Here is a 24,313-nt window from a genome sequence, read left to right as displayed (position 1 = left end):
TATATGCAGCAAGCTAAGAACCAGGCAATAGAGAACGTTGAACACGTCGCCGAGGGTGTCGCCGCCGAGACACTTCCCGAAGGCAAACTGTTCGAGATCGCGCAGTCGATCGGTGACAAACGGCTGGAAGAACTGAACGTCGAAGACACCACCTGTGGCTACTGTGCGGTCGGTTGTCGGTTTGATCTCTACACCGACGGCGAAGCGGTCCTCGCAGCGCGTCCGACCGACGAGGAGGACGCACCCGTCAACGGAATCTCGACGTGCGTGAAAGGGAAGTTTAGCTACGATTTCGTAAACTCCGACGACCGGCTGACCGCGCCACTGGTCCGTGACGAATCCGGCGAGTTCCGCGATGCGACGTGGGACGTAGCGCTCTCGAGGGTCGCCGAAGAACTCGGCAGTATCCGCGATGAACACGGCGGCGAGACACTGTCGGTTATCGCCTCCTCGAAGGCGACGAACGAGGATAACTACCTGATGGGCAAGTTTGCCCGACAGGTGCTCGGCACCAATAGTGTCGACAACTGCAATCGCTTGTGTCACTCCTCGACGGTCGCTGGGCTGGCGAAAACCTATGGATACGGGGCAGCGTCAATCAGCACTGACGATCTCGAACTCGCCGACTGCATCCTGCTGACTGGGTCGAACACCACCGAGGCCCACCCCGTCCTCGCAACGCGGATCAAACAGAACGTGAGAGACGGTGGCGATTTGATCGTGTTCGATCCGCGGGAGATCCAGATCGCCGAGTACGCAACGCAGTACACCCAAATCAAACCCGGGTACGACGCCGTTTGGATCAACGGAATTACGCGTTACATCATCAACAATGACCTCTACGACGAGGAATTCGTTCAGGAACGGACCACTGGTTTCGAGGATGTCAAGGAGACAGTCCAGGAGTTCACACCGGAGCGCGTTGAGGAGATAACGGGTGTCCGCCCCGAAGAGATCGCTTCCGCCGCGGAGACGATCGCCGAGGCAAACCGGTGTATATTCGGGTGGACGCTCGGACTCACCGAGCACTCACACGGCACCGAGAACGTAATGGCGATGGCAAACCTCGCAGCGATCACTGGCAATCTCGGAACGCCCGGTGCGGGAGTCTCGCCGTTCCGCGGTCAGAATAACGTCCAAGGTGGGGGCGGCGATATGGGACCGCTCCCGGACAGTTTCCCGGGGTATCAGGACATTGCCGACGACGAAGTCCGTGCCAAGTTCGAGGACGCTTGGGACTGCGAAATCTCACCGGAGTACGGCTACTATACCACCCAAATGTTCCTCGAAGCTGACGACGATCACGTCCGTGGGATGTATATTATCGGTGAGAACGCAGCGCTCTCAGAGCCCGGGGTGAACCATGCCGAAGAAGTTCTCGAGGATCTCGACTTCCTCGTGGTCCAAGATCTCTTCATGACCGAGACTGCAAAATACGCCGATGTCGTTCTCCCCGCTTGTTCGTTTGTCGAGAAGACGGGGACGTTTACGAACACAGACCGCACGGTTCAGAAGGTCAACAAGGTGATGGAACCGAAAGGCAAAGCCCGGCCGGACTGGCAGATTCTCCAAGACCTCGCAAACCGAATGGGGCGCGAGTGGGACTACGACTCAGCGGCCGAGATTATGGACGAAATTAACTCGCTCACACCACTGTATGGTGGCGTCACTCACGAGCGCGTCGAAGCTGAGGGTGGCCTTCAGTGGCCATGCTGGGACGAAGACCATCCCGGTACAAAGCGTCTCTATACGGAAGAATTTGAGACCGAGGACGGAATGGCAAACCTCCACGCTGTCGGATACAGCGAACCTGCGGAGACGCCGGACGATGAGTATCCGTTCACGCTCACTACCGGCCGCGTCCTGTATCAGTATCACACCGGAACGATGACCCACCGCGAAGAGGGCATTATGCAGTACAACCGGAGTGACTTCGTCGAAATCAACCCTAAGACCGCTACCGAGTACGGAATAGAGAACGGTGATCCGGTTCGGATCGAGTCCCGACGCGGCGAAACGACTGTCCCCGCGCAGGTGACGGACCGCGTCGGCCCCGAGAACCTCTTTGTTCCGATCCACTTCGCCGAGAGCGCCGTGAACCGTCTGACCGACGAAGACCGTCTTGACCCGGCCGCATCGACGCCGGAATTTAAGGTTTCAGCCGTGAGGATCGCGGCCGTCGAGGACGATATCGACCGAACTGGAACTGAAGCGGTCGAGACAACGGGGGACGACTGAGATGGCAAAGCCACAGTCGTCCTACCCCGAGTCAGCGACCAACGGAGCGCGGAAAGAACGTCCCGAGAGCAACGGCGAAGCGGCCGTTAAGGACGCCCTCGCAACCCACGGTGACGACATCGCCGCAGCGATCGAGCAAAGCGACGAACTCGCGGACGCGATCACAACCGCAATCCTCGTGATCGCAAGTGCCGACGACGAAGAGGTCGGCCACGTCACGGACTCGGCAGCTAACCTCGTCGCCGCCGCTGACGGCCTCTCGACTGACGGCGCAGCGGAGCTCGCAGACGAGTTAGGTGAGAACGCCGACACGCTTTCGGAGTCGCTCAACGTCATCCTCACATTCCAGCGCGAGGGCCACCTTGAAGACCTCGTGACCGTCGCTGCCTCGGTCTCCGAATCGCTCTCACCCGAAGAAATCGAGGAGTTGTCGACACTGCTCGAAGACAACGGGTCAGAACTCGTCGCCATCCTCGAGACTGTACTGGAACTCCAACGCGAGGGCCATCTCGACGACCTCGTCGAGACGGCAAAGACGCTCTCGGTGCTGGAGATCGACGAGGATGCCGCCCGCGGTATGAACGAGTTCTTCGGCGCGATCGGCGATGCCCAGCGGGATTCCGAGCCGATTGGCCTGATGGGGACATTGTCGGCGCTGTTAAATCGGGACATTCGGTTCGGCCTCGGATACCTCGTCAGCTTCCTGAAGGCCAAAGGACGGCGCATTAGAGACCGATCCTGAACAGTGACAACCAACGACGACGCTCTCGACCACTCGACAGTCTGTCCACTCTGTGCGGTCGGCTGTCGGTTGGAAGCCGGTGACGGATCGCGTGCTGACGGTGTTTCGGGTCCAATGAATCCGAACGGTCGGCTCTGCCGAAAGGGCATCGGCGCACTTGATGTCGACGCGGAAGATCGGCTTACGCAACCACTACTCCGAGATGAGGGAGAACTTCGGCCAGCGTCGTGGGGCGAAGCCTATGAACGGATCGTCGACGGAATCGAAGCTACGCTCGACCGGTACAGCCCCGACGCAATGGGGTTCTTCGGTGCGCCACACTGTACCAACGAAGAGAATTATCTCCTCCAAAAGCTGGCACGGATGCTTGGAACGAACAACATCGATAATCGGGCCCGACTCTGCCACGAATCGACGACTCGATGTCTCGAGGCCCGCGTTGGATGGCCAGCATCAACGAACGGGCTCGCTGAACTGAGCGACGCCGACGTAATTATAATCGCAGGGGCTAATCCCGCGAAACGACAGCCAATCGCGTTCAATAGCTTCGTCCGGCCGGCAGTCAACAACGGTGCGACGCTCGTCCACATTGATCCGATCGGGAATGCAACGACTCGCCTCGCAGAGATCCACATAACTCCTCGTCCAGAAACCGACGCACTGGTGTTCGACCTGTTGAGTAGTCGGCTTCTCGACGGAAACGACATCGACCGGGAGTTCATCCATGAGCGCACCCGGCAGTTCGAATCGTTCGCAGCATCTCTGCAAAGTCTTACTCCAACGCAAGCAGTGTCAGCGGCGGGTGTCGACGAGGCACAAATCGATCGCCTCGCGGAACTCGTCACGACGGCGGACGGGGTCGCAGCGCTAGTCGGAACAGGTATTGAGGGCGACGGCACGAACGCTCCTGAAGCGCTCCTCAATCTTCTCCTTCTCACTGGGAATATCGGACGACCCGGTGCCGGACTGTACGTGCTCCGCGGCCTCGCGAACGAGCAGGGAGCGACCGATACCGGCTGTGTCCCGGATCGTCTGCCCGGTCACCAATCGGTGACTGCGACCGACGCTCGTGAACGGATCGCTGAGGAGTGGGGTATGATACCACCATCCATCCCTGGGAAGAATATGCGGGAGATGCTTACGGCCTGCGGTACGGATATCCGCGCAGCGGTTGTCGTCGGCGAGAATCCGGCTATTTCGAAGCGCGATCCCGATTGGACTCGTAATCGGCTCGACACACTCGACCATCTCGTTGTCCTTGACCTGTTTCTCAGCGAGACTGCAAGCAACGCGGATGTTGTGCTCCCGGCCGCTGCTGGGTTCGAGAAACGGGGAACTAGAACAAATCTCGAACGACGGGTCCAACGCGTTTCGCCAACGACACTCCCTCCTAGTTCGGCCCGCTCGGATTTCGAAATACTCCGTGATCTCGGGGCACTATTACTCCCCGACTCGAACGCTTTTGAATACCAAACGGTAGCCGACGTGTTCGATGAATTGACCCGTATCGCACCTACGTATGAGGGGCTTTCTTTCGCCGAGCTTGGACCATCCGGTCGACAGTGGCCAGTTGACTCCGATTCGACACTGTACTGCGACAGCTTCGAAACGTCTGACGGACGGGCAGTTTTCAGTAATGACCACTCGAGATTCACCTTCGATTCCGCAAGTGGACTCTCCTTGATCGCCGGCGGACGGGTCGGAGAGACACAGGGGGATGATAGCGAAACGAAACGCCGACTCAGAATGCATCCAGAAGACGCTCACGATCGAGATATCGAAGAACAGGATCTCGTTGCAATCTCGAATGAAAAAAAGACTATCAAGGCCAAAGTCGAGTTGGACGAGAATGTTCGGTGCACGACGGTATACTTGTCAGCCCGAGTTGCGGATCCCCTCGTTCGTCGTGGCACAAGCGCCATCACAGTTGAGTCAATTTCCGAGAAGGAGAAGCCCTAGAAATATGTACTCATACGTCAGTATCCGGTGTCGTTACACGACACTGTCTATATAAGTGAACCCGGTAGAAAGCAGTCCGGTGCACGGGGCGCTGTTCAGATTGGAGTTTGAAGGAGCGAGGCGGTGGATTCTAGGTACCCATACCCGAATTCGACCGCCTCAGTGAATCTAGCACCGAGATCCAGTTAGGTTTTGTGGAGCGTGAGTCGACACCGCGCGAGCTGATGCGATTGCGTATCCAGCTCCATCTGGCAGAATCATCATTGTCGGATACTGTTTCTGTGTTATAGATTTTCAGTAGTAACCGGATGAGATCGACGGTTCATAATTGGGTGCAGAAAGCCGATCTACAGCCAACAACTGGAAAACAGCCGGATCACGTTGCGGTCGACGAAACTGTGATCCAACTCACCGATGGACGCTACTGGCTGTACGCTGCTGTCGATCCCGAGACAAACGAATACCGCCACGTCAGACACCATCCAACGCGTATAACCACACTTACCGAGATGTTTCTCCGTGAACTCGACGAGAAACACGATGTCGAAGACGCCGTGTTTCTCGTCGATTCCACACCGTGGCTCAAAGCAGCACTCCATCAGCTCGGGCTCCGATTGCGATACGAGAAACATGGAAATCGAAACGCCATCGAACATCTTTTCCAAGAGATAAAACGACGTACTTCACAGTTTGGAAACTATTTCAGAAACGCTGATCCAGCAACCGCTGAAACATTGTTACAGAGCTACGCATACTGCTGGAACCAGCTAATCTGAACAATGCCGTGCCCTATAGGGAGAATTTTTCTACGGCTCCGCTTCTTCAGAGTTCGCAGGAAACAAGGGAGAGTTCGAGTTAAACTGAATTCTGTCCCTGCTCAACTGAAGTTACTCCGAGGAAGACAGGTTATCGACGTTATCTTGAAAAACGTGGTTTGGCCATACTCGGACAAGGCCAGCAAAACAGCACCACTGGCCGCATTCCGGGGCGACGACTTCGGACCAGCGCATCAGTGCAATCGAGCACCGACCGTTGTACCAGTTCTTCGCCGCGGCCCTGAATCGTACCCGCTGACCGCCGTTGACCGTCGGTTGCTTGCTCTTCGTCCAGACCGTGAACTTCGTTCGCCCCGTCTCGTCTTCGATCAGCCTGACCTGTTGAATCGCCGGACTTGCAGAGTCCCACACCTCGACGATACGGCCCTCGACGGTGACCTCGCCGCGATCGATCTCCTCGAAGCGTCCGATCGTCACGACGCATCTTCTCGATTTTGTTTCGCGTGCGCCACGCTCGCCCCGTCTGCTCTCCGAACTCGGCCTGGACACTGATCCGCTCGAGTTCTTCCTCTCTGGCCTTGATGCGCTCTTCCTGCTCGAGAGTGACGCCGTGGATCCGGTCCTCGCTCGCGTCCGCGATGTTCATCGATCCTAACGACCTTGCTGCTCGGATTGTTTCTAGAGTGGATCTCACGGATCCGCCCGGAATGGGCGGTCGCGAAACGGCGACCATCGGGATCCATGTGCGACGCGGAGCGGAAGCGACGAGCAGGACGGGTCGTTGCGCACTGCGGGTTATCCGGCTACAGCGCTCGGCAAAGTAGCCACTATCCTCGTGGACTTAGAAAGGGCAAGGCCGTCTCGGTCATCCCCGACCCACAAGCACCCAGGAACGAAGAGCGCAGCGGCGTCCTCGCGAGCGAAGCGAATGAGGATCAGCGAGATTGCGTCTCGCGCGGTCGCGGGAGGCCGGGCGGCCGAGGGCTTTCAAGAGCCGTCTCCGCAACTGGGTGCTCTACTCACCCGTCAGTAGATATGGATCTGAGTCTAGCACGTTTTCCGAGGCACTCGCAGTACGGCTATTCCTCAAGACGCTGTAGCAACTGGGCAACGTATGGACTGTCGTCCCAGCTTCGATGCGGGCTAATCGTCGTAGTCAGCGTTCTCGCTTCCTCTTGGGTTATGTGTCCGGTCCGGGCGTAGTCACACATGAGCCGCGGCGTCGGCACGATCCGCGGCCCCTGGAGCACCGCGTGGATAAGCGGGAAGTTCGTTCCCCCAAATTCGTCGGTCAGAAAGTCGTCGATGTCGAGTGCGTTCGCGAGAACAATCCCATCGGTCTCCCCGTCATCGAGGCCGAACGTCGGTCGCGTGTTCGGTGTGTCGTCGCGCTCGTAAGGATCCGCGATCGTGTAGTGGTTGCGGGCCGCGAGAACATTGCTCGCAGCGGCGGCGTGGATGTCCTGATACTGCGTGATGTCGCGAAGTTCCGCGACGACTTCCGGTGGCACGAATACGTCACACGACGTAAGGAGGTACCGGAGCGGGTCCGGGACATCATCGGTGTCGGCGGCCGCGTCCGCACGAGGCACGGCGAGACTAACGAGTGCACTGGTGTCGGCGACGACCGGTCGCAGTCGCGGACCGCTCATCGATCGTCGTCTGCGGTGTCGACTGTGGTCGCGTCGTTCTCGTAGACATCGACATCATCGGGTGCGGAGAGATCGAGCGGTTCGTCCTCGAGGTCTGCCTTGAGCAGGCGTAGTCGCTGGGCGGTCTCAGCGCCCACTAGTTGCTTGACGGTCTCGAACTCGAGCTGGTCATCGTAGTACTTCGTCGCGACTAACTCTTGGAAGGTCTCACTGTCGGCGGTCTCTTCGAGATACTCGCGGATAGCCTCGACGAGCAGGTCCGTTCGGTTCGTGTCGTAGAGCTCTGCGATCGCATCGAGACGTTCAACGAGATACTCGGGTGACTGGAAGTGAACCCGCCGTAGATCGTCACTCACGCTCGTTCTATGTGCGTATTCTGCACATAGATGGATAACGGTTTCGTCGGATGCACAGGCCTTGCACATTCTCCCGGCTCGACTCCGTCGGGATTGTCGGCGGGTAACGGCTCGTCCACCCGTCCGGCTGAATGCAGGTGATATCCTTCTATCGGACGAATCAGCGAATTGCGTTACTGACTGTTTGACGGCTGCCCATCGCGACGAACAGGTCGATGAAACGCTCGAGATTGGATAGGAACACTAAGCGTCTGAGAGAATCAAAAGTCCCAGTGGGCCGGGGTAGACCCACGGTAGCTGAGCGACGAGTTCGCGGTCAAGGGTAGGTGGGATGGTTGGATCGCTATGTCGCGTGGGAGAGGTACGCGACAGTAGCTATGTTCGGCGCAAGTACTATCAACCCAGCCACGATTCCAACACACTCAGAATCGACTACGTAGACCCGGTGATTCACGATCTCGAGGCAGTTACTGATCTGGTGGGTCCGCTTGCGGCGGGATCTCTCGACCCATTGCGGGATCCTCCAGCGTGGTAACTCGGTCATGCGGAAGCGATTGGATCGTAAAATAGAAGATGGACACCTCAAACCTGAAGAGGGAAGAATAGTTAGGAACAGTCTAGTTTAGCACCTCCGCTGGTGTTCGCCCGTTGCCGCTCAACCCTAGTCGAGAGAGGGCAGTCAGATAGCCGTAGCCATTGACGAGAAACACGGTATCGGAGAGATCGTGTTTCTCGGTCACTCGATGCAGGAACGCAGCGGCTGGATCGGTACCTCGTCGTCCGAACACTGTGACATCAAGAATGAGTCTAGAGTCTATGTATACTACAGCGTACACCCAAGACCAGTCACCGTTAATCCTGACAGTGGTCTCATCAATGGCGACCCGCGACGGCGTCGCCGTCCGCAGAACGCTTCGCGTTCTGCTGTCGAGGCGAATCTTCGATTCGCCGACCATTGGAGCGCAAAGCGCTCCAAGAGGCCGCACGCGAGCTTCGCTCTCGTGGACGTCGGCGGGTTTGGCACGCTATCAGCCAGACGATGTATCTAGTCCAGATTGCTTGATGAGAGCGTTCAACGCCAAGCAAGCGAAGAATCGCGTGTGTCTCTCGAAGGGAACCGCCGGTCGCGTGGAGTCGGACGGCGAACACCCTGACGAGCGTCCTCAGAACGCTCCGCGTTCTGATGGGCTGCACAAGAGCTACGCTCTTGTGAACGTCGCCGTCCGCTCACGCTCCCAAGGCTCTTCCAAATCCGCGTCGTAACTCTCGCTGAGCAGGTCTGCAAGCATTAGTCCAAATCAACTCAACGGCCTGCTCACTTCTCAAACTGGCTCAACTAGACAGTGCCGGTTCAGTCAATAACGTCACACTCTACACTACCAAACGTGGCAGTAACGGAGTTCCGTCAACGACGCCGTTTGCCAACGAAACCGGCTGGAAACAAGTACCTCTCACAAAAACAAATGGGAAAACTATACGGCAACTCTCGAGTTAGGCTCCTACCGGGGATCTCTTAGCGTAGCTGTAAGAGCCGTTGACGACGCTGGCAATTCTGTAGAGACAACCGTTTCTAATGCTGTTGTGGTAGGAAATCGATCATCGACTGCAAAGATGACAGCAAACGCCTCACTGATCAAAGCAGGTACTCCTATTCGCTTTGACGCGAGTAACGGAAAGGCCGTCATCATAGTAGATGAATCCTGCATCTTTGAGTCGGTTAATTGCCTGTCGGACCGGTTGTAGGTATAGGGAGGTGTTGAGTGACTCGTCGAATCAAGTCGTCACTCTCGATAACGTGGATGACTTGGCCGACTGTTTCATCGATATCTACCTACATATAATAGAGTGGAATTCTGGAAAATGCCGTGGTTACGGTGTGAGAGGTCTTCTATGATACTCTCTTTATTAAAATGTATGTGTATAATCCCAATATGATTGAAACTACAATAGTAGCCAGTCCAAACCAGGAAGGTATCTGGGAGCTAAAGTACATTATAACACCACCAACAACACCAAAAATGAAAAGGGGTAAATTGACCTTCAAAGTATTAATATTTCTACGGTAGGCAATAACGTATAGAATGTTTACAAATAACACGGACAGGGGTGGTAAAATAGAACTAGAAAGATCACGTGTTATAATATATAGAAATATACCCGTTATGAAAAGGTAGAATGAGATTCTTATCATTTGATTATTTACTTGTTTTCCAGCTTGATCCATAGATATAGACTATTGGTATAAACCTTAATTTTTATCATATTATAATATATTTAAATTGTGTCTATTCTATACACTGTGTGGTATTTAGGGCATGGGCAATAACGTAGCTCATGGTAAATCAGATAGTCAAACCCATATTTCAAATTTTTATAAGATTGTAGATTTTCTCCCCTCGACATCATTCACTGCATGAATGTTTGAGTTTCGTGTCAAGGAGAGTGTACTGGGGGTGAGGAATATGAAAATAGTTTGGTGTTTTTAATTTTAGTTCAGCAATCAAATGCTTCGCTACAAAAAATCTGAGGAGTTGTGGCACAGAGAACTACTCCTTTTACAGTTGTGGCATATTGGCAGAATGACGCACATGCGCCAGCGAGGACTGGAAAGGAAGAAATTAGAGGAGTTCCTACTTGAGGAGTTGGTCAGCTGCAATCTGCCAGGAGATCTCGGCGAATTCAGGATCGGCGGCTTCGTACTGGACTGAGAATTCGGTAAGTGCGACAGCGATCAACCGATCGTCTGCGCGTTCAGTGTCCGACATTACTGCTATTGGCCTCGCGTTCCCATGGAACTCTAACGGATGACGTCAGAATCGGAAACGGAACCTACCCGGATATAGTTTACCTCACCGGGGGCCGTCGTCGGGGATATGCTACAAACACGGCACCGTTCACGAGGCACTAGCCGTGACGCTGAATGTCTCTAACCAATCATCCACGACGTCCTCAAGGCGGTCAACCGAGTTAGTGATCATGAACGGATGACACAGCGTCTCGCGAACGTATACGCTGACGGTGAGCGGGTCGGTGGCTTCCGCGACGTGGTCACAAAATGCTATTGTACGAGGAGTCCACACCTTACGAGCCGAGTGTGCTGTCCATCCACGAGGTGAGGTGGGGTGGGCACCTTTCTCGGGTTGGTATGCTCTGGAAGGGGCGTGATCTCGAAGAGTGGATTTCCCAGCACCATCACTATCAGGTTCGCCCTGAACTCCGACCGGAATCAGTTGCGAATTTCTTCCTTGATGTAGCGGATCAATTCTGATACGCTCGTCTGTTTCGATTCAGGGGGCCCATACGAAAATCGACGGACAGCGAACTCGTTCCCCCTCCCACCCCCCGTGTGCGAGATGAATTGGCCGCGGTTGAACGGATGGGACACCGTGTGAGAGATGAATTGGTTGCGATCGAGCAAAGGAGACCCCGTATGCGAGATGAATTAGCTTCGGTTGTAAGGGTAACACCCCGTGTGCGAGATGAATCGACTGCGGGCGAACGAATGAGACCCCGTGTGCGAGATGAATCGACTGCGGGCGAACGAATGAGACCCCATGTGCGAGATGAATTCCGGGGTTCGCTCAGGGCAGGCCCCGTGTGCGATATGAATTAGATGACCTGTTCTTCCCAACTACTGTAAGAGGTCCACGACTACTGTGTGAGAGATAGAATCACTTGTTACTCGACAGCAGTCAGTCCCCTTCGAAGAAGTCGTTGATCTGTGCATTGACGACGGACTCGATCAATTCTTCGTTGTTCTCGATTTCCTCGAGGCGGATATCCTCCTGCAGCGTTTCCGCGACGACCGACGGATCGTCCACGAAGGTGTACTCCTTGTGGACGCCGCTTCCGTAGCCGCGGCCGCGTTTCTCCGAGGTGACAAAGTTGTACGTCTCGGCTTCGGTCATATACCGGAGATACGAGTCGCGAGACTTCTGATCAGCATCGAGGAGATCCGCGATGTACTGGTAGACGCGAAATGCCACTGTGCTGGGAACGGCGTTGAGGTTCCGGTTCGAATAGACCGGAACGATCGCCGTTGCATAAAGGGAGAGCTTCTTTTGCGTCGAAAGCCCCTGCATCTGCGTGAGCGTCCGGTCGCGTTCGGCTTCCTTCTGGGCGTCTCGAACGTGTTCCTCGCGGACCGTCCCCTCGCCTTGTCGGTCAGCCAGTTCGCCCGCTTTTCGGAAGAGATCGATCGCTTTCCGCGCGTCCCCGTGGTCCTGTGCCGCAAACGCGGAACTGAGCGGAATAATCCCGTCTGCGAGGACGTCGTCGCGATACGCGTCGCGGCGTCGATCCAGGATCGCCTGCAACTGATTCGCGTCGTAATCGGGAAAGACCACGTCCTGCGGATTGAACGAACTCTCCGCTCGACCGTCGAGGTTCTCCATGAACCGCGGGTCGTTCGTCAGCGCAGCGACGGAGATATCGCCCTCGATCCGACCGAGTTGCGAGGCTCGAGAGAGCTGGTAGAGGAGTTTCGAGTAGGCGGGTTCGTCGTTCGGGTCTCGCTGGCGACCGACCAGAAGGTCGACCTCGTCGAGAATGATGATAACCGAATCGAAATACTCGCTCAACAGTTCGTAGAACCGACGGAGTTTCTGATCAGTGGAGATACCGCTCTCGGGAATCTCGGCTGCAACTCCGGCCTCGGCGGCGGCGTTTTCGACGAGGCGATAGACGGCACGGTCGTGGGATTTGATGGTCTGACAGTTGATCTGGACAACGCCGAACCGGATGTCTTGGGCCGTCGCGAGGTCGGAGACCTGTTCGCAGACGGCGTTGATGATCAGCGATTTGCCGGTTCCCGACGGGCCGTAGAGGAGCATGTTCGGCGGGCGATTGCTCTGAAGGATCGGTCGGAGATACGTGATGATATCGTCCAGCTGTTGATCGCGACCGACGATTCGATCCTCATCGATGACGGTATCGGGATCGAGCAACGCCTTCTCTCGAAAGACGGAGTTTTGCACCCCCTCCTGAAGACGACCTTTGATAGACTGGGAGAGAGACTGTTGGTCGTTGCCATCAGTCATAGTATCGGAATAACGCCCAGCCCATAAATAAATGTGGGATACCGTGTGCGAGGTTAAATGTAGTGTGATATCGGGATAGAGACCATCTATTGATAGATAGTTGGATAGTGCCGATAACCGTGGGCGAAATCAAACCGGACTGAATGCGGAACGACACACCCCGTGTGCGAAATGAAATCCGTCTCGACCGATTGGGCGCAAGTCCGAAAGCGGATCATAAGGGGAGAACAGTAGACCAGAGGGGAAAACATAGTTATGGAGAAGAGGGTCGAACCCCCTCCCCCCGTGTGCGAGATGAAATCCGTTCGAAGGTGGGGGTGGGGGGTGGCGGTGTTAGCAGCATGAGCGGGCGCAATTCGGGAATCTATGAGAAGGAGAGGCTCTACACTAGATATAAGAATTAGCCTATATACTAGGGAAGATTTATAATGCCAGCCTATAAACAGTAACCGCACTGCAACTAGATCTAGAGAACAGATATTAACTATGATTGTAGGTAATACCTCGCCCCGGAAGAAGCTCTTAGAGTGACCAAACCCAGACACGACGTTTTAGCGTCCTATAACAGCTAAAGCGTCATTTTAGGACCCCTTTCCAACTTCCTCCCCTTCGATCTCGATCAACGGTCCCCTCTCGGTCTCACCGATTTCATTTCGCACACGGGGTGGGGGTGTCCCCTCCATCGCTCATCTCTTTCTCTCTTTCCAAGGGTTCTCCTCGAAAGGAGGTTTCCCTAGATACGTGGGAATCAACTATGTTGTAATCCTCGCCGATCTCCGTATCTATCCAGGCACCCTGACGAGCCGTTTGATCTCCGTCTTGGATAATAGTGACTTGAGGTCGGTAGTCTCACTCGAGATTTCCCTCGAGTTCCACTACTCTCCTGTGGGTAATTATCTGAAAATTAATAGCGGAATAGTGCTACGGTCACCACTTCTGATAGCTTCTTTGTTCGGTTCTCCACCTACTATTGCCATCTTGAACGGATCTCTCCCTACAATAGCTACCTTTCTTCCAATAGCTACCTTTCTTCCAATAGGTTCTCCTCCCATCTTCCCTATTTCATCTATTGGTACTATCTGATCTATCTGAGCTATTGTACCTATTCTCCCTATTGTACCTATTCAACCTACCCTAGTTCCAGTAGGTAGAATTAAGGTTCCATAGCAGAATCTAATCTCTACCGGCTGAAATAGAACAATTCGGAACAATAGGTCCCTATTCCGATTCTCTCAGCGGGTGAACGCGATAATGAACGACACAACGTCCGAGCCACGCGCTGTAAGCGTGGTCATCCTGAAAGGTGGCGTCGGCAAATCAACGACCTCGATGAATCTGGCTCGCCAACTCGCCGAGCGTGGAACGACCCTCTTCGCCGACCTCGACCCGAACGGTCACGCGACGAACGGTCTCGGTTTCGAGGACGCATACCAGGGCGAGACCAATCTCGGGGACGTCATTCTCGAGGGAACGGCGACTCCCCACGACCTGATTCGTCCGACCGATCACGGGTTCGATCTCCTCCCGTCGTCGGATACGCTTGAGGACGTCGAAAAAGACCTCGCGGGCGCGATGCAGGGTTCGGCGCGAATCAAGTCGAAGATCGTCGATCCGCTGCTGGGCGACGAGTACGACTACGTGGTCTTCGACTGTCCGGCGTATCCGGGGATGCTCAACAACAATGCACTCGTCGCGACGGGGAACGTGATGATCCCGATTGAACCCGGCTCGAGTGCGATCGGTGGCTACAAGCGAACGATGGAACGTCTCATCGAGCCGGCTCGGGAGTACATCGATGTCGACGTCCTCGCCGTCGTGCCGAACAAACTCGGCGACCGAATCGATCAACAGACCGAGGACCGAGAGCTCCTCGAGAACCTGAACACAGCAACCTACGAGGTTAATCCCGGCCAGCCGCTGCAGAAAGCGGTGCCGGAGTTCGCCCGGATCACGGCGGAGGAGTTCGACGAGATCGACGCCGGCGAGATGACGCCACCGAAGCCGGGCATCCGTCATCGGTCGGCACTGTCGCGATCCTTACAGCACAACCAGCCGCTGCAGGATTACGACCCGGAGAACGACCAAATCGCCTGTTACGAGCAACTCGCTGAAATCGTCGCCACCGGAGGGATCGAGCGATGAGCAACCCGTTCGACGATCTCAAGGAAACCGAAACGGAGTCGCCTAAATCGGACGATTCGGAGACTCCTGAGAACGATCCGGAGGCACCTGAAGACAATCCGGAAACGACCGGGAACGACTCGGAGACATCCGATACTGAATCCGCGACCGCGGTCGAGTCGACGACCGACGTTGCGGACGCTCCGACCGCTCACTCGACGGAGACGCCCGCCGAATCGTCGACGACGGCGACTCCCGACACGAGTACGAGCAATGAATCGACGTCGGAGACGAGCGACGAGCCAGCCGTAGACCCGCCCGTTGACCACGGCGAACCTACCGAGTCCGAGTCCGAATCGGATGCCGCCGAACCGGTCTCGCCCGCGGAGACGGGGCCGGCGTTCGAATACAGCGCGGTCAAACAGAAGCCGTTCTACGCTCGGAACGAGACGGTAGCCGAATTCGAGAACGCGATCCGGACGACGATCCTCCCGACGCTCGCCCAAGCGGAGGTGCTCGACGAGGAAACCCGCGAGATTCACGATGCGGTGCTCCGTCTGGCGAACGAACAGCCGGAACGGGTTGCCGAACTCGTACTCGAGGAGCGGCGCCGGTCCGGTGAACCGTAAGGCCGTTCGGTCGGTCCCGAATACGGTCGTTGTCGGTCTTTGCCGCGAATGGTGGGCGATCCGGACGGCTTAGTCGAGATCGACGTACTGATTCTCCCAGTCCCGTCGCGCCTCGAGTTCGCGCGTGCCGCGTCGCGTGACCGAGTAGACGTTGGTCCGTCGGTCCTTGGTCCCCTTTTCGACCAGTCCCTTGTCGACGAGCGTATCGAGATTTGGGTAGAGACGGCCGTGGTGGATCTCCTTCTCGTAGTAGTTCTCGAGTTCCTCCTTAATCGCGAGCCCGTGCGGTTCCTCCTGACCGGCGATCACGTACAACAGGTCGCGCTGGAATCCCGTGAGATCGTACATACATCTCTAGTCTCGCTCCTGTTATATAAAATCCCATCTATGTCCTGTAACGAGTGTTACGGAGTCCAGATCGCCGATACCGTGTTTCTGAAGGAACTAGTAATTCCCAAAACAACGTGATATCTGGGGTCTGTCGGGTCTTCAGCGACCATCGTATCGACTCCGAGAACACCGTGCTGCGCCCGGTTGAGAACAAACTGTGCCACCACAAGCATTGAAACTGGATATTCGAAAACTCCTAGTATAAGGAGTAGTTCATACCCTACAATGGCCTACGAAAACTTGGATGAAGACTTAGTGAACGAACTATTGAACGATGGACGTGCAAGCCTTCGGAGCCTCGCCGAAGAACTCGACGTCTCCGTCACGACCATTTCGAACCACCTCTCCGCTCTTGAGGACGAGGGCGTTATTCAGGGTTACACGCCCATCATCGACTACGATGCGCTCGGATACGACGTCACCGCGATCATGCAACTCAAAGCTGAGGGGAACGCGCTTCCTCAGATCACCGAGACGCTGAAGGATCACGATCAGATGATCTCGGTCTACGAGGTCACGGGCGACTACGACATTATCGCCATCGGGAAGTTCAAGGACACCGACGACATGAACGATCGGATCAAGCAGCTGCTGACCGATCCCGACATCAATCAGTCGAACACGAGCATCGTTCTCAATGCCGTCTCGGAGAACGAACAGTTCGAACTCGAAACCGACGACGAGTAACCGCAGCGTAGCGTCGCTGTATCGACTGCTTCTGCCCGCCCGATTTGACCGGAACCGAGCTCGAGCAGTCTTTTTCATATCGCTATCACATATTTGCCGGAAAACAGGGGCACGACGATGGTCTATCTGTCATTCTTTCATTCTGATTGCTTTAACTAATTATCAGATATTTTTTATTCAGTAGGTCCTTCTGTCGAGTAGTTCATCATATAGGCATACAATTCGGATATTACTGTATCTATAGAAATAACCCACTCTAAAAACTCCCTTCTGTCTCTTTATTTGGTCTATAGCACGACATAGAACAATACAAGTAATGCAGCGTCTTTTGAAACTGGTAACGGAATGAGGTGTCGTTTTACTGGCGTAAAAAGTGATCTAATGGCCTGCTACGGCCTGTTGCGTTGGCAATTCAATCGTAGACATTCGTAGTTCTGATTCGTCTCTATCTAACTCTATTCGTAAATACTAGATACATAACTTACTACGAACTCTGATATGATTGTTGAATGTCTACATTTCGATCTGAGAATAGCGCGGCGTTCGTTCTCGAGTCACTACCACTCGAGTCAACCAACCGACACCGACCAAAACGGATCTCTCGACGAGACCTCCCTGGTGCTATCGCTCGAGTTGCTGGTCCAGCCAGTCGTAGGCGCTCTCTCGTACCTCGGCGGGGAACTCGTGCCCGCCCTCGAAAAACAGCGTCTCGAATTGCTTCGGGGCGCCAGCGTCGGCGTAGGCCTCGGAAACGATGTCGGCGAGGTCGCGGACCGACTCCGGCGGGAAGATGCGATCGTCGGTGCCGTGGGTTACTAGCAGCGAACTCGGCGCGACGTCCGCCAGGACGTCGTCCAGGTCACCGACCGTCAGGAGGGCGGGAACGTAGAGCGCAAAGTTGTGGGTGATTTGCTCGCGTTGGACGGCGGCGAGTCGCGCCACGCCGCTCGAGACGACCGCGGCGTCGATCCGATCGTCGAACCACGAGAGCCAGGCGGCTTCCTGACCGCCGAGCGAGTGGCCGATCGCACCTAACGCCTCGGAAGCGACCAGATCGTGGGCTGCGAGGACGTCGAGCGTGGCGACGAGATCCGAGAGGTACTTCGTCTGAAGCGAGGAGCCGCGCAGCAGGCGATCCATCGCGACGAACTTCTCGTAGTCGGCACCCGTGGGCGCCGTCCCGGCCGCCTGCTCGCGCTCGGACGGCCGTCGGTCCTCGAAGGCGAGCAGGTCCGGACAGCAGACGACGTATCCGCGCCGGCAGAGTTCGGCGCCGTAGTGGTACGGCTCCGTCTCGCTCAGCCCGGCCGGATCCGATTTTCCGACGTCGAACTCGCCCGCGTGCGGATGTACGGCGAGGATTCCGGGTCGCGTTCCGTCGATATCGTCGGGGACGAGCAGATACGCTCGGATCCGTTCATCCGGTTCGACGGCGTACTCGAGGAGTCGGCGTTCGAACCCGTCGTCGGCCGCGACCGAGACGGTTTCGACGGCCGGATCGGGCCGGTCGGGGAACGAACCGAGGCAATCGAGGATCGCGTCTCGAGTATCGTCTCTCTCAGGAGCGTCCATATCGGCTCGACGGACGACGAGGTCATAATTCGGTCGGGTCGAGTGAGCTTGCAGCCACCGGTTCCAACCGCGGTAGGATAGCCTCGACCGCCGTCGTCAGATCACCGGTACGTAATCGCTCGACGGACCATCTCCTGGCGCGCTCGAAGCCCTTCGAATCGTTCCGTAACGGCCGCCAACAGCGGAAAGTCGTCCTCGAGAGACTCGTAGAGGTAGAGCTGCAAGAACGGGTAGCCGGTCTTCGATCGGTAGGCGTCGTTCGAGTGGATCTCGTGCTGTCGGTCCCGATGCAGTTGCTCGTATCGGCTGAGACAGCGCTGCAGTCGCCGTTCGTACTCGAAGAGTTCCGTGAGGGAGTACTCCGAGAGGGGCGAGTCGCTCCTCGACTCGACCGCGTCGGTCGAGTCGTCCTCCGAACCGATCGAATCGTCCGCTACGGTTTCGTCGATTTCCCGGAGTCGATCCCGACCTCGCTCGAGCGCGTCGCGTTCGGCGTCGATGGCGTCCAGCAGCGATTCACGGCGGGACTTGGCCAGTCGCGACTGCTGTATCACCGCCTGTTTGAGCGGTTGCGTGAACTGGTAGCCGTCCGCGAGGGCCGACGCGACGTTTTCGGTCAGTTCCAGCATCATGTTCTCGTAGAGCTCTTCCCCGTACTCGCTCTCGTAATGATCGACGTCCATGACGGTTGACCGGTAGGCGTCTCGGACGTTCTGGAGGTTGCTTCCGGTGGCAGTGGCGTTTCCGACGAGAACCGTGGAAACACCGTCTCTGCTATCGGTCTGTACGGTGATCGATTTCACCGCCGACGCGAATCGGTCGAACGCCTTGCACTCCCGTTGCAGTTGCTCGCGCTCCCGCTCGACGGCCCTGGTCGCCGCGGGAAAGTAGCCGCCGATCGCAAGGGAACTGGCAACCAGATCCATCCCGTGACCGCCTCCGGCCAGTCGCTCGATACCTGGCCCGCTGTTCGTCACTGCGAGAGCCGTAACTGCCAGAACTCCGAGCACGGCGACGCCTCGAATAGCTGGCCCGACGGTCCGCAGACGATCGACTCCTTCCGATCTGAATACTCCTGTCATCGTTCCTCACATGCTCTTTCTTTGGTGTTAGTTATCACACTTTCTATCGGATATTTTATTATACTACCCGGGCGACAGTAAGGTCAGCGAATTGCGACCTCGATCGACAGCAAAAGCCACCTGCTCGTTCAACTCGCCGCGGACGCGCTGGCGTCATCAGCCGTCGACGGTTCCGGCTCGACGATTCGAACGCGTTTGATGCGCGTCGCATCGACGCTCTCGACGGTGAGATCGACGCCGTCGTAGGCGAACGTTTCGCCGGGTTCGACCAGCCGCCCGGCGAGATTGAAGACGAAGCCGGCGATCGTCTCAAACTCCTCGCCCTCCGGGAGGTCGATCTCGAGGGCGTCGTTAACGTCCTCGACGTTCACTTCGCCGTTGACACGGACGGTTCGATCGTCGACGACCTCGATCGGTTCGTCTTCCTGGGTCTCGAGGATCTCGCCGACGATCGCTTCGACGATGTCCTCGGTGGTGGCGATTCCTTCCGTCGTCCCGAACTCGTCGATGACGACGACCTGTTCGACGCGTTGCTGGCGCATCTCGCGAAACAGGTCGTCGATCTGCTTGCTTTCGGGAACGTGCAGCGTCTCCTCTAAGTACATCTCGAGGGTTTCGTCTTCGGTCTCACCGTACTGCCGGTCGCGGACGAGGTCGCCGAGGGTAACGACACCGACGACAGTGTCGAGGTCGCCGTCGTACACTGGAAGGCGGGTGTGACCGCTTTCGACGCACTTCGCGACGGCTTCGTCGACGGTCGCCCCTCGAGCGACGGCGGTGACGTCCAGCCGCGGCGTCATCACCTCCTTCGCGATGGTGTCGGTAAACCGGAGCACCCGCTGGAGCATCTCGCGCTCGTCGGCTTCGATGATTCCCTCGTTCTCGCCGGTTCGAATCAGATTCCGGAGCTCCTCGCGGGTGACGTACGACTCTTCGACGGCCGTACCGCCGCCGGTCAGCCGATTGACCACACGTGTCAACCAGTCGAACGTGATTACGAGCGGGAACAGCGCGTACTTCGAGAACTGCAGCGGGCGGGCGACCGACAGCGCCCACGATTCGGTGTTCTCGATGGCGTAGGACTTCGGAGCGCTCTCGCCGAACAGCAAGACGACGGCTGTCACGCCGAACGTCGCCGCTAGCACCGCCTGGCCCTGACTCATATACATCCCGAACAGGCCCGTCGCAATCGAGGACATCGCGATGTTGACGAGGTTGTTTCCGACGAGGATCGTCACCAGCAGCCGGTGGGGATCGTCCTTCAAGGTCTGGACGGTCTCGGCGCCGGACGTGCCGTCCTCGACGAGCGCCTCGATTCGGTGCTGGGCCAGCGAGAACATCGCGATTTCCGCCGAGGAGAAAAACCCCGACAGGACCAGCAATACCAGCAACGCCCCGATGCCGGCGGGAGCGACGAGACCCGGCGGGAGCAGGCCACCGGTAATGGCGCCGACGAGAGCCGTCCCGAACCCTGTCATGACGCGTCACCACCGGGTGCGGGAGTCGGCGGCTGCCGGCAACCGTTACGACCGGTTCTTGGTACGACGGACGTGCGATCGTCTGCGGCGCTGAGTTCGGATAGACGTCGGTGCATTGATAGTAGTGTCCGTTTTGTACTGAAGACTGGTATAAGTTGGTACCTCTTCGGCTCACTCGCGCGCCGGCGCGTGCGACTTGTTCCACGGGAACTCGTAGCTCGGATCGTTTACGAACCGATCGAGTGCCGCCGACAACGAGACGCGAGAGCCGCTCGGAAGCGACACTCGGATCGCGTTCGACTCGGGCTGCCCGCGCTCGCCGCCGTACTCGAGGGCCGCGAACTTGTGTTCGCCGTAGGCGCCGGCCTGGACGACGAGGTCGCGGTCCGCGCCGCCGCCGTTGACCAGCGTGAGGTCGACGCCCTCGTCGGAGACGTCCTCGACCAGCGCCGAGACGCCCGGCGGGAGCCCCGGCCGCTCGCGCTCGGGATCGAAGTGACGAATCTGCGCCATCACGAGCCCGCCGTAGTAGACGGGTTGGGGCGCGCCCATCGTGAGCTGAAGGAGCCCGCGGTGGAAGACCGGATTCCGGTCGCGGAGGTAGTCCTCGTCGAGGGCGTCGTCCTCGGGGACGCCGCCCTCCTCGCCCATGAGCGCGAGGTGGTCCCGCACGTGGGCGTGGTTGGCCTCCATGATCCGCTCGGGATAGGCGGGGAAGTCGCCGTCGAGGTACGACAGCCAGGCGTACTCCTCGCCGGCGCCGTGTTTGTTCGACGCCCGGAAGTCGACCTGTTTCCAGTCTTGACTGCCCCAGTCGCGCAGTCGGTCGACGCGCTCGCGATCCTCCTCGGAGAGGGACATGTACCAGAGGTGGAAGATGTACGGATCGTCCCGGTGGGGCTTGAACTCGTACCAGCCGTCGCGCCAGAGTACCTCACCGTCGTTCTCCGTGAGTACGTCCGAGGCATCGTAATGGTAGTCGCCCGGATCGCCGTACTTGTGGGGAACGTACAGCGTGTCGTGGACCGGATCCTCGCTGACCTCGATCCCGTTCTCGATGAGGACGTCGAGTTGCGAGCGCGGGAACTCGAGGTACTCCAGATCGCCCTCGAGCAGAACGGCGTTCTCCGCTGCGACAGTGGGACCAATGCCGACGTAGTGCCAGCCGCCCCACGACCAGCCGTAGAAACCGCCGTACCACTTCCCGTCGGTGTACTCTCCGATCTCGCCCGAGAGTCCGACGTTGTCGGGGATGATCCCGCCGTTTTCGGCGGTACGCTCGCGCCACGCTCGGAGGTACTCCGTCACCCACTCCCGGTACCGGTCATCGCCGGTATGGAGGTAGGCGTTGGTCATCAGGCTCGTGATCCCGAGGTTGAGTGGGATGTCTCCTCGAGAACAGCGTTCACTGTAAATTTCGTAGAGTCGTTCTTCGTTGTCCGGATCGAGTAATTCGGCCGCTTCGTCGAACCCCGTGTCCCGCCACGGGAGTCCGTGACTCGCCCAGCGGTAGTCGGAGCCGTAGCCACCGAAGGTCGACTGATCCCCGAATGCCGATAGATCGCTGTATTCGGGGCCCATGCTCCCGTTCTGAGGCGCTCGAACGAGCCGCTTCTCACCGTCGTAGTTGTTCGCCTCGGCGTCGTCGAAGTAGAGTTCCGCAAACCGCTCGGCCCGGTCGACGACGGTCTCGTCGTCCGGCGCCGCCAGTCCCATGTTGTAGGTGAAGAGGTTGCCCTCGCCGAGGTGGAACCAGTCGCGACACTGCTCGAACTCGTCGACAACCATCGGATGGCCGAACGGCGTCTCGGTCTCGCTGCCCCGTTTCAGCGCGCCCTCGTAGGCCTCCCGCGCGCGCTCGAGGAAGCGCTCGTCGCCGCCCATCGCGTACACCAGCGGCCAGTTGTAGAACCCCTCGATCACGTCGTCGAAGCCGTCGACGCCGACGTGGTCGTCGGGCGGCCAGTAGGGCTCGCCATTCTCGTTTAAGTATTCGTCGGCGAACCGGCCGACGGCGTCGGCCATCGTCTCGAACAGTTCGCGCTGTAATGTGGCCCATTCCGGCGGTCGTCTGAAGGTTTCGCTCGCCCGAATCTCGTACATACTCGGTGGAGTGTCTCTCGGACGGATTAATATTTGGGTGTCGGTGGCTCGAGCCGATGACGCGGCTACGCCTCGAGGTTTCCCTTCGAGTCCAGGATCTCGGTAAAGAGGTCGACGAACAGCGACGTCCGCTTCGGATAGCCGTCGTCAGTCCTCTCCTCGAGCAGCTCAAACTACTGTGTTTTTTCGCTTCGGACTGGTGTCGATACCCTAAATCACCGAAAAAGATCGATCGACGCGGTTAAACGACTGGTCCGTAAGCAGGCAGTCCGGTTTGTCTGATCAGTTCAACCGCTACCCAACAGTTCGATTTGTTCCTCGGACCGCGACCGATTCTGATTCTATCGGGACGGATGGAAGAACCGTTCCCCCCGTTGTTCCCACGAGCGCGATACTTCCTCTCACGGACGCGACGAAAGCGAGTCCACGTTACGAGAACTTGGTGTTGAGTTCGATGACGTTGGCCGCGCGCTGGACGCTCTCGGCGAGTTCACCGTGGAGATAGTCGTCCGTGATCCGACTAGCCGGACCGGTGACACTAACAGCACCGACGACCGACGTTCCGTTTCGGACGGGCGTGGCAACACAGCGGAGTCCCTCGATGTTCTCCTCGTCGTCGATCGCGTACCCCCGCTCGGCGATTTCCTCGAGTTCCGTGTAGAGACTGGCCTGATCCGTGATCGTTTTCGGCGTCTTCCGCTCGAAAGCCGTTTCGCTGACGATTTCTTCTTGTCTGTCGGCGGGGAGAAACGCGAGGATGGACTTCCCGAGCGAGGTTGAGTAGATCGGTTGTTTCCCGCCGGCGCGCGAGGCCGTTTCGACAGCCTGGTTCCCCATCGCCTTGTAGAGATACGACACCTGCCCGTGTTCCTCGATTCCGAACTGTGCAATCTCCCCTGTTTCGTTCGCTAGCTCGTCGACCGCGTCGACGATCACGTCGTAGTTGGCGACCTGATTCCGGATGTCGTTGGCCATGTCCAGCACCTGCAGACTCAGCCGGTAGCCGTCGTCCTCGCGGACGATGATCTCTTCGCTCTCGAGGGTCTGGAGGTGGCTGTAGATCGTGCTCTTCGAATGGCCGAGCTCGTTGGCGAGTTCGGTTATGCTGGGCCGGTCGTTTTTCCGCACGGCGTCGAGAACGGTAAAGGCAATCTCAACTGATTGGATCCGGCGTCCGGTGCGTTCGTTGGGGGTGTTTGCCATGCCAGGACATAGTGGGTTTCTCCCACATAAGTATGTTCCTCAGAGCGGAACTCTCTACCATTTGATTCACTGAATGTGGGGTGATAAAAACCGCTTGTTTGACGCCGCCATTCGTCGACAATTCCCGGTTCATATGGGTAGGACACCCGCTATCAGTTACGTTCCGGCTACTACCGCTCTTCAGATACTCTCCGAATGGTTCTGGTTGTCCCCGCAAGACCGGATTTAGTATTCCTCATACGAGAATACCCCTGTAGCTTTCGAATACACCTGTTCTAAAGCATAG

Annotated in this window: 15 protein-coding genes and 4 pseudogenes; 7 read left to right on the top strand and 12 right to left on the bottom strand. The window is 57.4% G+C overall.

Annotation, left to right across the window (positions count from 1 at the left end; translation table 11 throughout):
- The first annotated feature begins 3 nt into the window (after window positions 1-3).
- The 4 genes and pseudogenes from fdhF to EH209_RS22100 all read left to right on the top strand — a co-directional run bounded on the left by fdhF (window position 4) and on the right by EH209_RS22100 (window position 5,715).
- On the top strand, window positions 4-2,238 hold the full coding sequence (gene fdhF, locus EH209_RS22115) for a formate dehydrogenase subunit alpha (protein ID WP_394343714.1): 2,235 nt from the start codon (window positions 4-6) through the stop codon (window positions 2,236-2,238).
- A 1-nt stretch (window position 2,239) separates the two neighbouring features.
- Window positions 2,240-2,980, top strand: a complete 741-nt coding sequence (locus EH209_RS22110; RefSeq protein WP_126664970.1) for a DUF1641 domain-containing protein — start codon at window positions 2,240-2,242, stop codon at window positions 2,978-2,980.
- A gap of 114 nt (window positions 2,981-3,094) precedes the next feature.
- Entirely contained in the window at window positions 3,095-4,939 is a 1,845-nt protein-coding gene (locus tag EH209_RS22105; protein ID WP_249038888.1) for a molybdopterin oxidoreductase family protein, read from the top strand.
- Between the two features lie 140 nt (window positions 4,940-5,079).
- A pseudogene (locus tag EH209_RS22100) lies at window positions 5,080-5,715 on the top strand (IS6 family transposase).
- 192 nt (window positions 5,716-5,907) lie between these two features.
- On the opposite strand, the pseudogene EH209_RS22095 reads toward EH209_RS22100, so the two are convergent.
- From EH209_RS22095 to EH209_RS22075, 6 genes and pseudogenes are all read right to left on the bottom strand, one after another.
- A pseudogene (locus tag EH209_RS22095) lies at window positions 5,908-6,355 on the bottom strand (hypothetical protein); the annotation flags it as partial.
- Window positions 6,356-6,794: 439 nt separating this feature from the next.
- Window positions 6,795-7,367: a hypothetical protein gene (locus EH209_RS22090; RefSeq protein ID WP_126664968.1), complete on the bottom strand. Its 573-nt coding sequence runs from the start codon at window positions 7,365-7,367 to the stop codon at window positions 6,795-6,797.
- Complete coding sequence (locus EH209_RS22085; protein WP_394343713.1) at window positions 7,364-7,792, bottom strand: hypothetical protein; 429 nt, start codon at window positions 7,790-7,792, stop codon at window positions 7,364-7,366. Before EH209_RS22085 ends, EH209_RS22090 begins: the two co-directional genes overlap by 4 nt.
- A gap of 581 nt (window positions 7,793-8,373) precedes the next feature.
- Window positions 8,374-8,625: pseudogene (locus EH209_RS24440) on the bottom strand (DDE-type integrase/transposase/recombinase); the annotation flags it as partial.
- Between the two features lie 107 nt (window positions 8,626-8,732).
- A pseudogene (locus tag EH209_RS24435) lies at window positions 8,733-9,012 on the bottom strand (hypothetical protein); the annotation flags it as partial.
- A gap of 2,403 nt (window positions 9,013-11,415) precedes the next feature.
- The gene (locus EH209_RS22075; RefSeq protein WP_126664966.1) at window positions 11,416-12,762 is read right to left on the bottom strand and encodes an orc1/cdc6 family replication initiation protein; all 1,347 of its coding nucleotides are present in this window, start codon (window positions 12,760-12,762) and stop codon (window positions 11,416-11,418) included.
- 1,251 nt (window positions 12,763-14,013) lie between these two features.
- Here EH209_RS22075 and EH209_RS22070 point away from each other — a divergent pair.
- Both EH209_RS22070 and EH209_RS22065 read left to right on the top strand, forming a co-directional pair.
- Window positions 14,014-14,904 (top strand): ParA family protein, encoded by an 891-nt coding sequence (locus EH209_RS22070; protein ID WP_211338408.1) that lies wholly within the window; start codon window positions 14,014-14,016, stop codon window positions 14,902-14,904.
- A complete protein-coding gene (locus EH209_RS22065) occupies window positions 14,901-15,512 on the top strand; it encodes a hypothetical protein (protein WP_126664965.1) in 612 nt (203 codons plus the stop codon). Before EH209_RS22070 ends, EH209_RS22065 begins: the two co-directional genes overlap by 4 nt.
- 69 nt (window positions 15,513-15,581) lie before the next feature.
- On the opposite strand, the gene EH209_RS22060 is transcribed toward EH209_RS22065, so the two are convergent.
- Window positions 15,582-15,860 carry a PadR family transcriptional regulator gene (locus EH209_RS22060; RefSeq protein ID WP_008895851.1) on the bottom strand — a complete coding sequence of 93 codons (279 nt, stop codon included), beginning with the start codon at window positions 15,858-15,860 and terminating at the stop codon, window positions 15,582-15,584.
- A 267-nt stretch (window positions 15,861-16,127) separates the two neighbouring features.
- Between EH209_RS22060 and lrp the strand changes: the two genes are divergently transcribed.
- The gene (gene lrp, locus EH209_RS22055; RefSeq protein WP_008895852.1) at window positions 16,128-16,589 is read left to right on the top strand and encodes an HTH-type transcriptional regulator Lrp; all 462 of its coding nucleotides are present in this window, start codon (window positions 16,128-16,130) and stop codon (window positions 16,587-16,589) included.
- Between the two features lie 621 nt (window positions 16,590-17,210).
- Here lrp and EH209_RS22050 read toward each other — a convergent pair.
- The 5 genes from EH209_RS22050 to EH209_RS22030 form a co-directional block, all read right to left on the bottom strand.
- Window positions 17,211-18,161: an alpha/beta hydrolase family protein gene (locus tag EH209_RS22050; RefSeq protein WP_126664964.1), complete on the bottom strand. Its 951-nt coding sequence runs from the start codon at window positions 18,159-18,161 to the stop codon at window positions 17,211-17,213.
- A gap of 101 nt (window positions 18,162-18,262) precedes the next feature.
- Window positions 18,263-19,087: a DUF7260 family protein gene (locus EH209_RS22045; RefSeq protein WP_126664963.1), complete on the bottom strand. Its 825-nt coding sequence runs from the start codon at window positions 19,085-19,087 to the stop codon at window positions 18,263-18,265.
- 284 nt (window positions 19,088-19,371) lie between these two features.
- The gene (locus tag EH209_RS22040) at window positions 19,372-20,721 is read right to left on the bottom strand and encodes a hemolysin family protein (protein ID WP_126664962.1); all 1,350 of its coding nucleotides are present in this window, start codon (window positions 20,719-20,721) and stop codon (window positions 19,372-19,374) included.
- Between the two features lie 171 nt (window positions 20,722-20,892).
- Window positions 20,893-22,824 carry a hypothetical protein gene (locus tag EH209_RS22035; RefSeq protein WP_126664961.1) on the bottom strand — a complete coding sequence of 644 codons (1,932 nt, stop codon included), beginning with the start codon at window positions 22,822-22,824 and terminating at the stop codon, window positions 20,893-20,895.
- Between the two features lie 429 nt (window positions 22,825-23,253).
- On the bottom strand, window positions 23,254-24,027 hold the full coding sequence (locus tag EH209_RS22030; RefSeq protein ID WP_126664960.1) for an IclR family transcriptional regulator: 774 nt from the start codon (window positions 24,025-24,027) through the stop codon (window positions 23,254-23,256).
- Window positions 24,028-24,313 lie beyond the last annotated feature (286 nt).

The organism is Haloterrigena salifodinae (assembly GCF_003977755.1).
Lineage (GTDB): Archaea > Halobacteriota > Halobacteria > Halobacteriales > Natrialbaceae > Haloterrigena > Haloterrigena salifodinae.
Note: the sequence above shows the minus strand (reverse complement) of the source record. Positions and strands in the feature narration are given on the sequence as shown.

Coding starts and splice junctions, on each gene's coding strand:
- fdhF (WP_394343714.1), top strand. CDS start 4: ATGCAGCAAGCTAAGAACCAGGCAATAGAGAACGTTGAACACGTCGCC.
- EH209_RS22110 (WP_126664970.1), top strand. CDS start 2,240: ATGGCAAAGCCACAGTCGTCCTACCCCGAGTCAGCGACCAACGGAGCG.
- EH209_RS22105 (WP_249038888.1), top strand. CDS start 3,095: ATGAATCCGAACGGTCGGCTCTGCCGAAAGGGCATCGGCGCACTTGAT.
- EH209_RS22090 (WP_126664968.1), bottom strand. CDS start 7,367: ATGAGCGGTCCGCGACTGCGACCGGTCGTCGCCGACACCAGTGCACTC.
- EH209_RS22085 (WP_394343713.1), bottom strand. CDS start 7,792: ATGTGCAAGGCCTGTGCATCCGACGAAACCGTTATCCATCTATGTGCA.
- EH209_RS22075 (WP_126664966.1), bottom strand. CDS start 12,762: ATGACTGATGGCAACGACCAACAGTCTCTCTCCCAGTCTATCAAAGGT.
- EH209_RS22070 (WP_211338408.1), top strand. CDS start 14,014: ATGAACGACACAACGTCCGAGCCACGCGCTGTAAGCGTGGTCATCCTG.
- EH209_RS22065 (WP_126664965.1), top strand. CDS start 14,901: ATGAGCAACCCGTTCGACGATCTCAAGGAAACCGAAACGGAGTCGCCT.
- EH209_RS22060 (WP_008895851.1), bottom strand. CDS start 15,860: ATGTACGATCTCACGGGATTCCAGCGCGACCTGTTGTACGTGATCGCC.
- lrp (WP_008895852.1), top strand. CDS start 16,128: ATGGCCTACGAAAACTTGGATGAAGACTTAGTGAACGAACTATTGAAC.
- EH209_RS22050 (WP_126664964.1), bottom strand. CDS start 18,161: ATGGACGCTCCTGAGAGAGACGATACTCGAGACGCGATCCTCGATTGC.
- EH209_RS22045 (WP_126664963.1), bottom strand. CDS start 19,087: ATGGATCTGGTTGCCAGTTCCCTTGCGATCGGCGGCTACTTTCCCGCG.
- EH209_RS22040 (WP_126664962.1), bottom strand. CDS start 20,721: ATGACAGGGTTCGGGACGGCTCTCGTCGGCGCCATTACCGGTGGCCTG.
- EH209_RS22035 (WP_126664961.1), bottom strand. CDS start 22,824: ATGTACGAGATTCGGGCGAGCGAAACCTTCAGACGACCGCCGGAATGG.
- EH209_RS22030 (WP_126664960.1), bottom strand. CDS start 24,027: ATGGCAAACACCCCCAACGAACGCACCGGACGCCGGATCCAATCAGTT.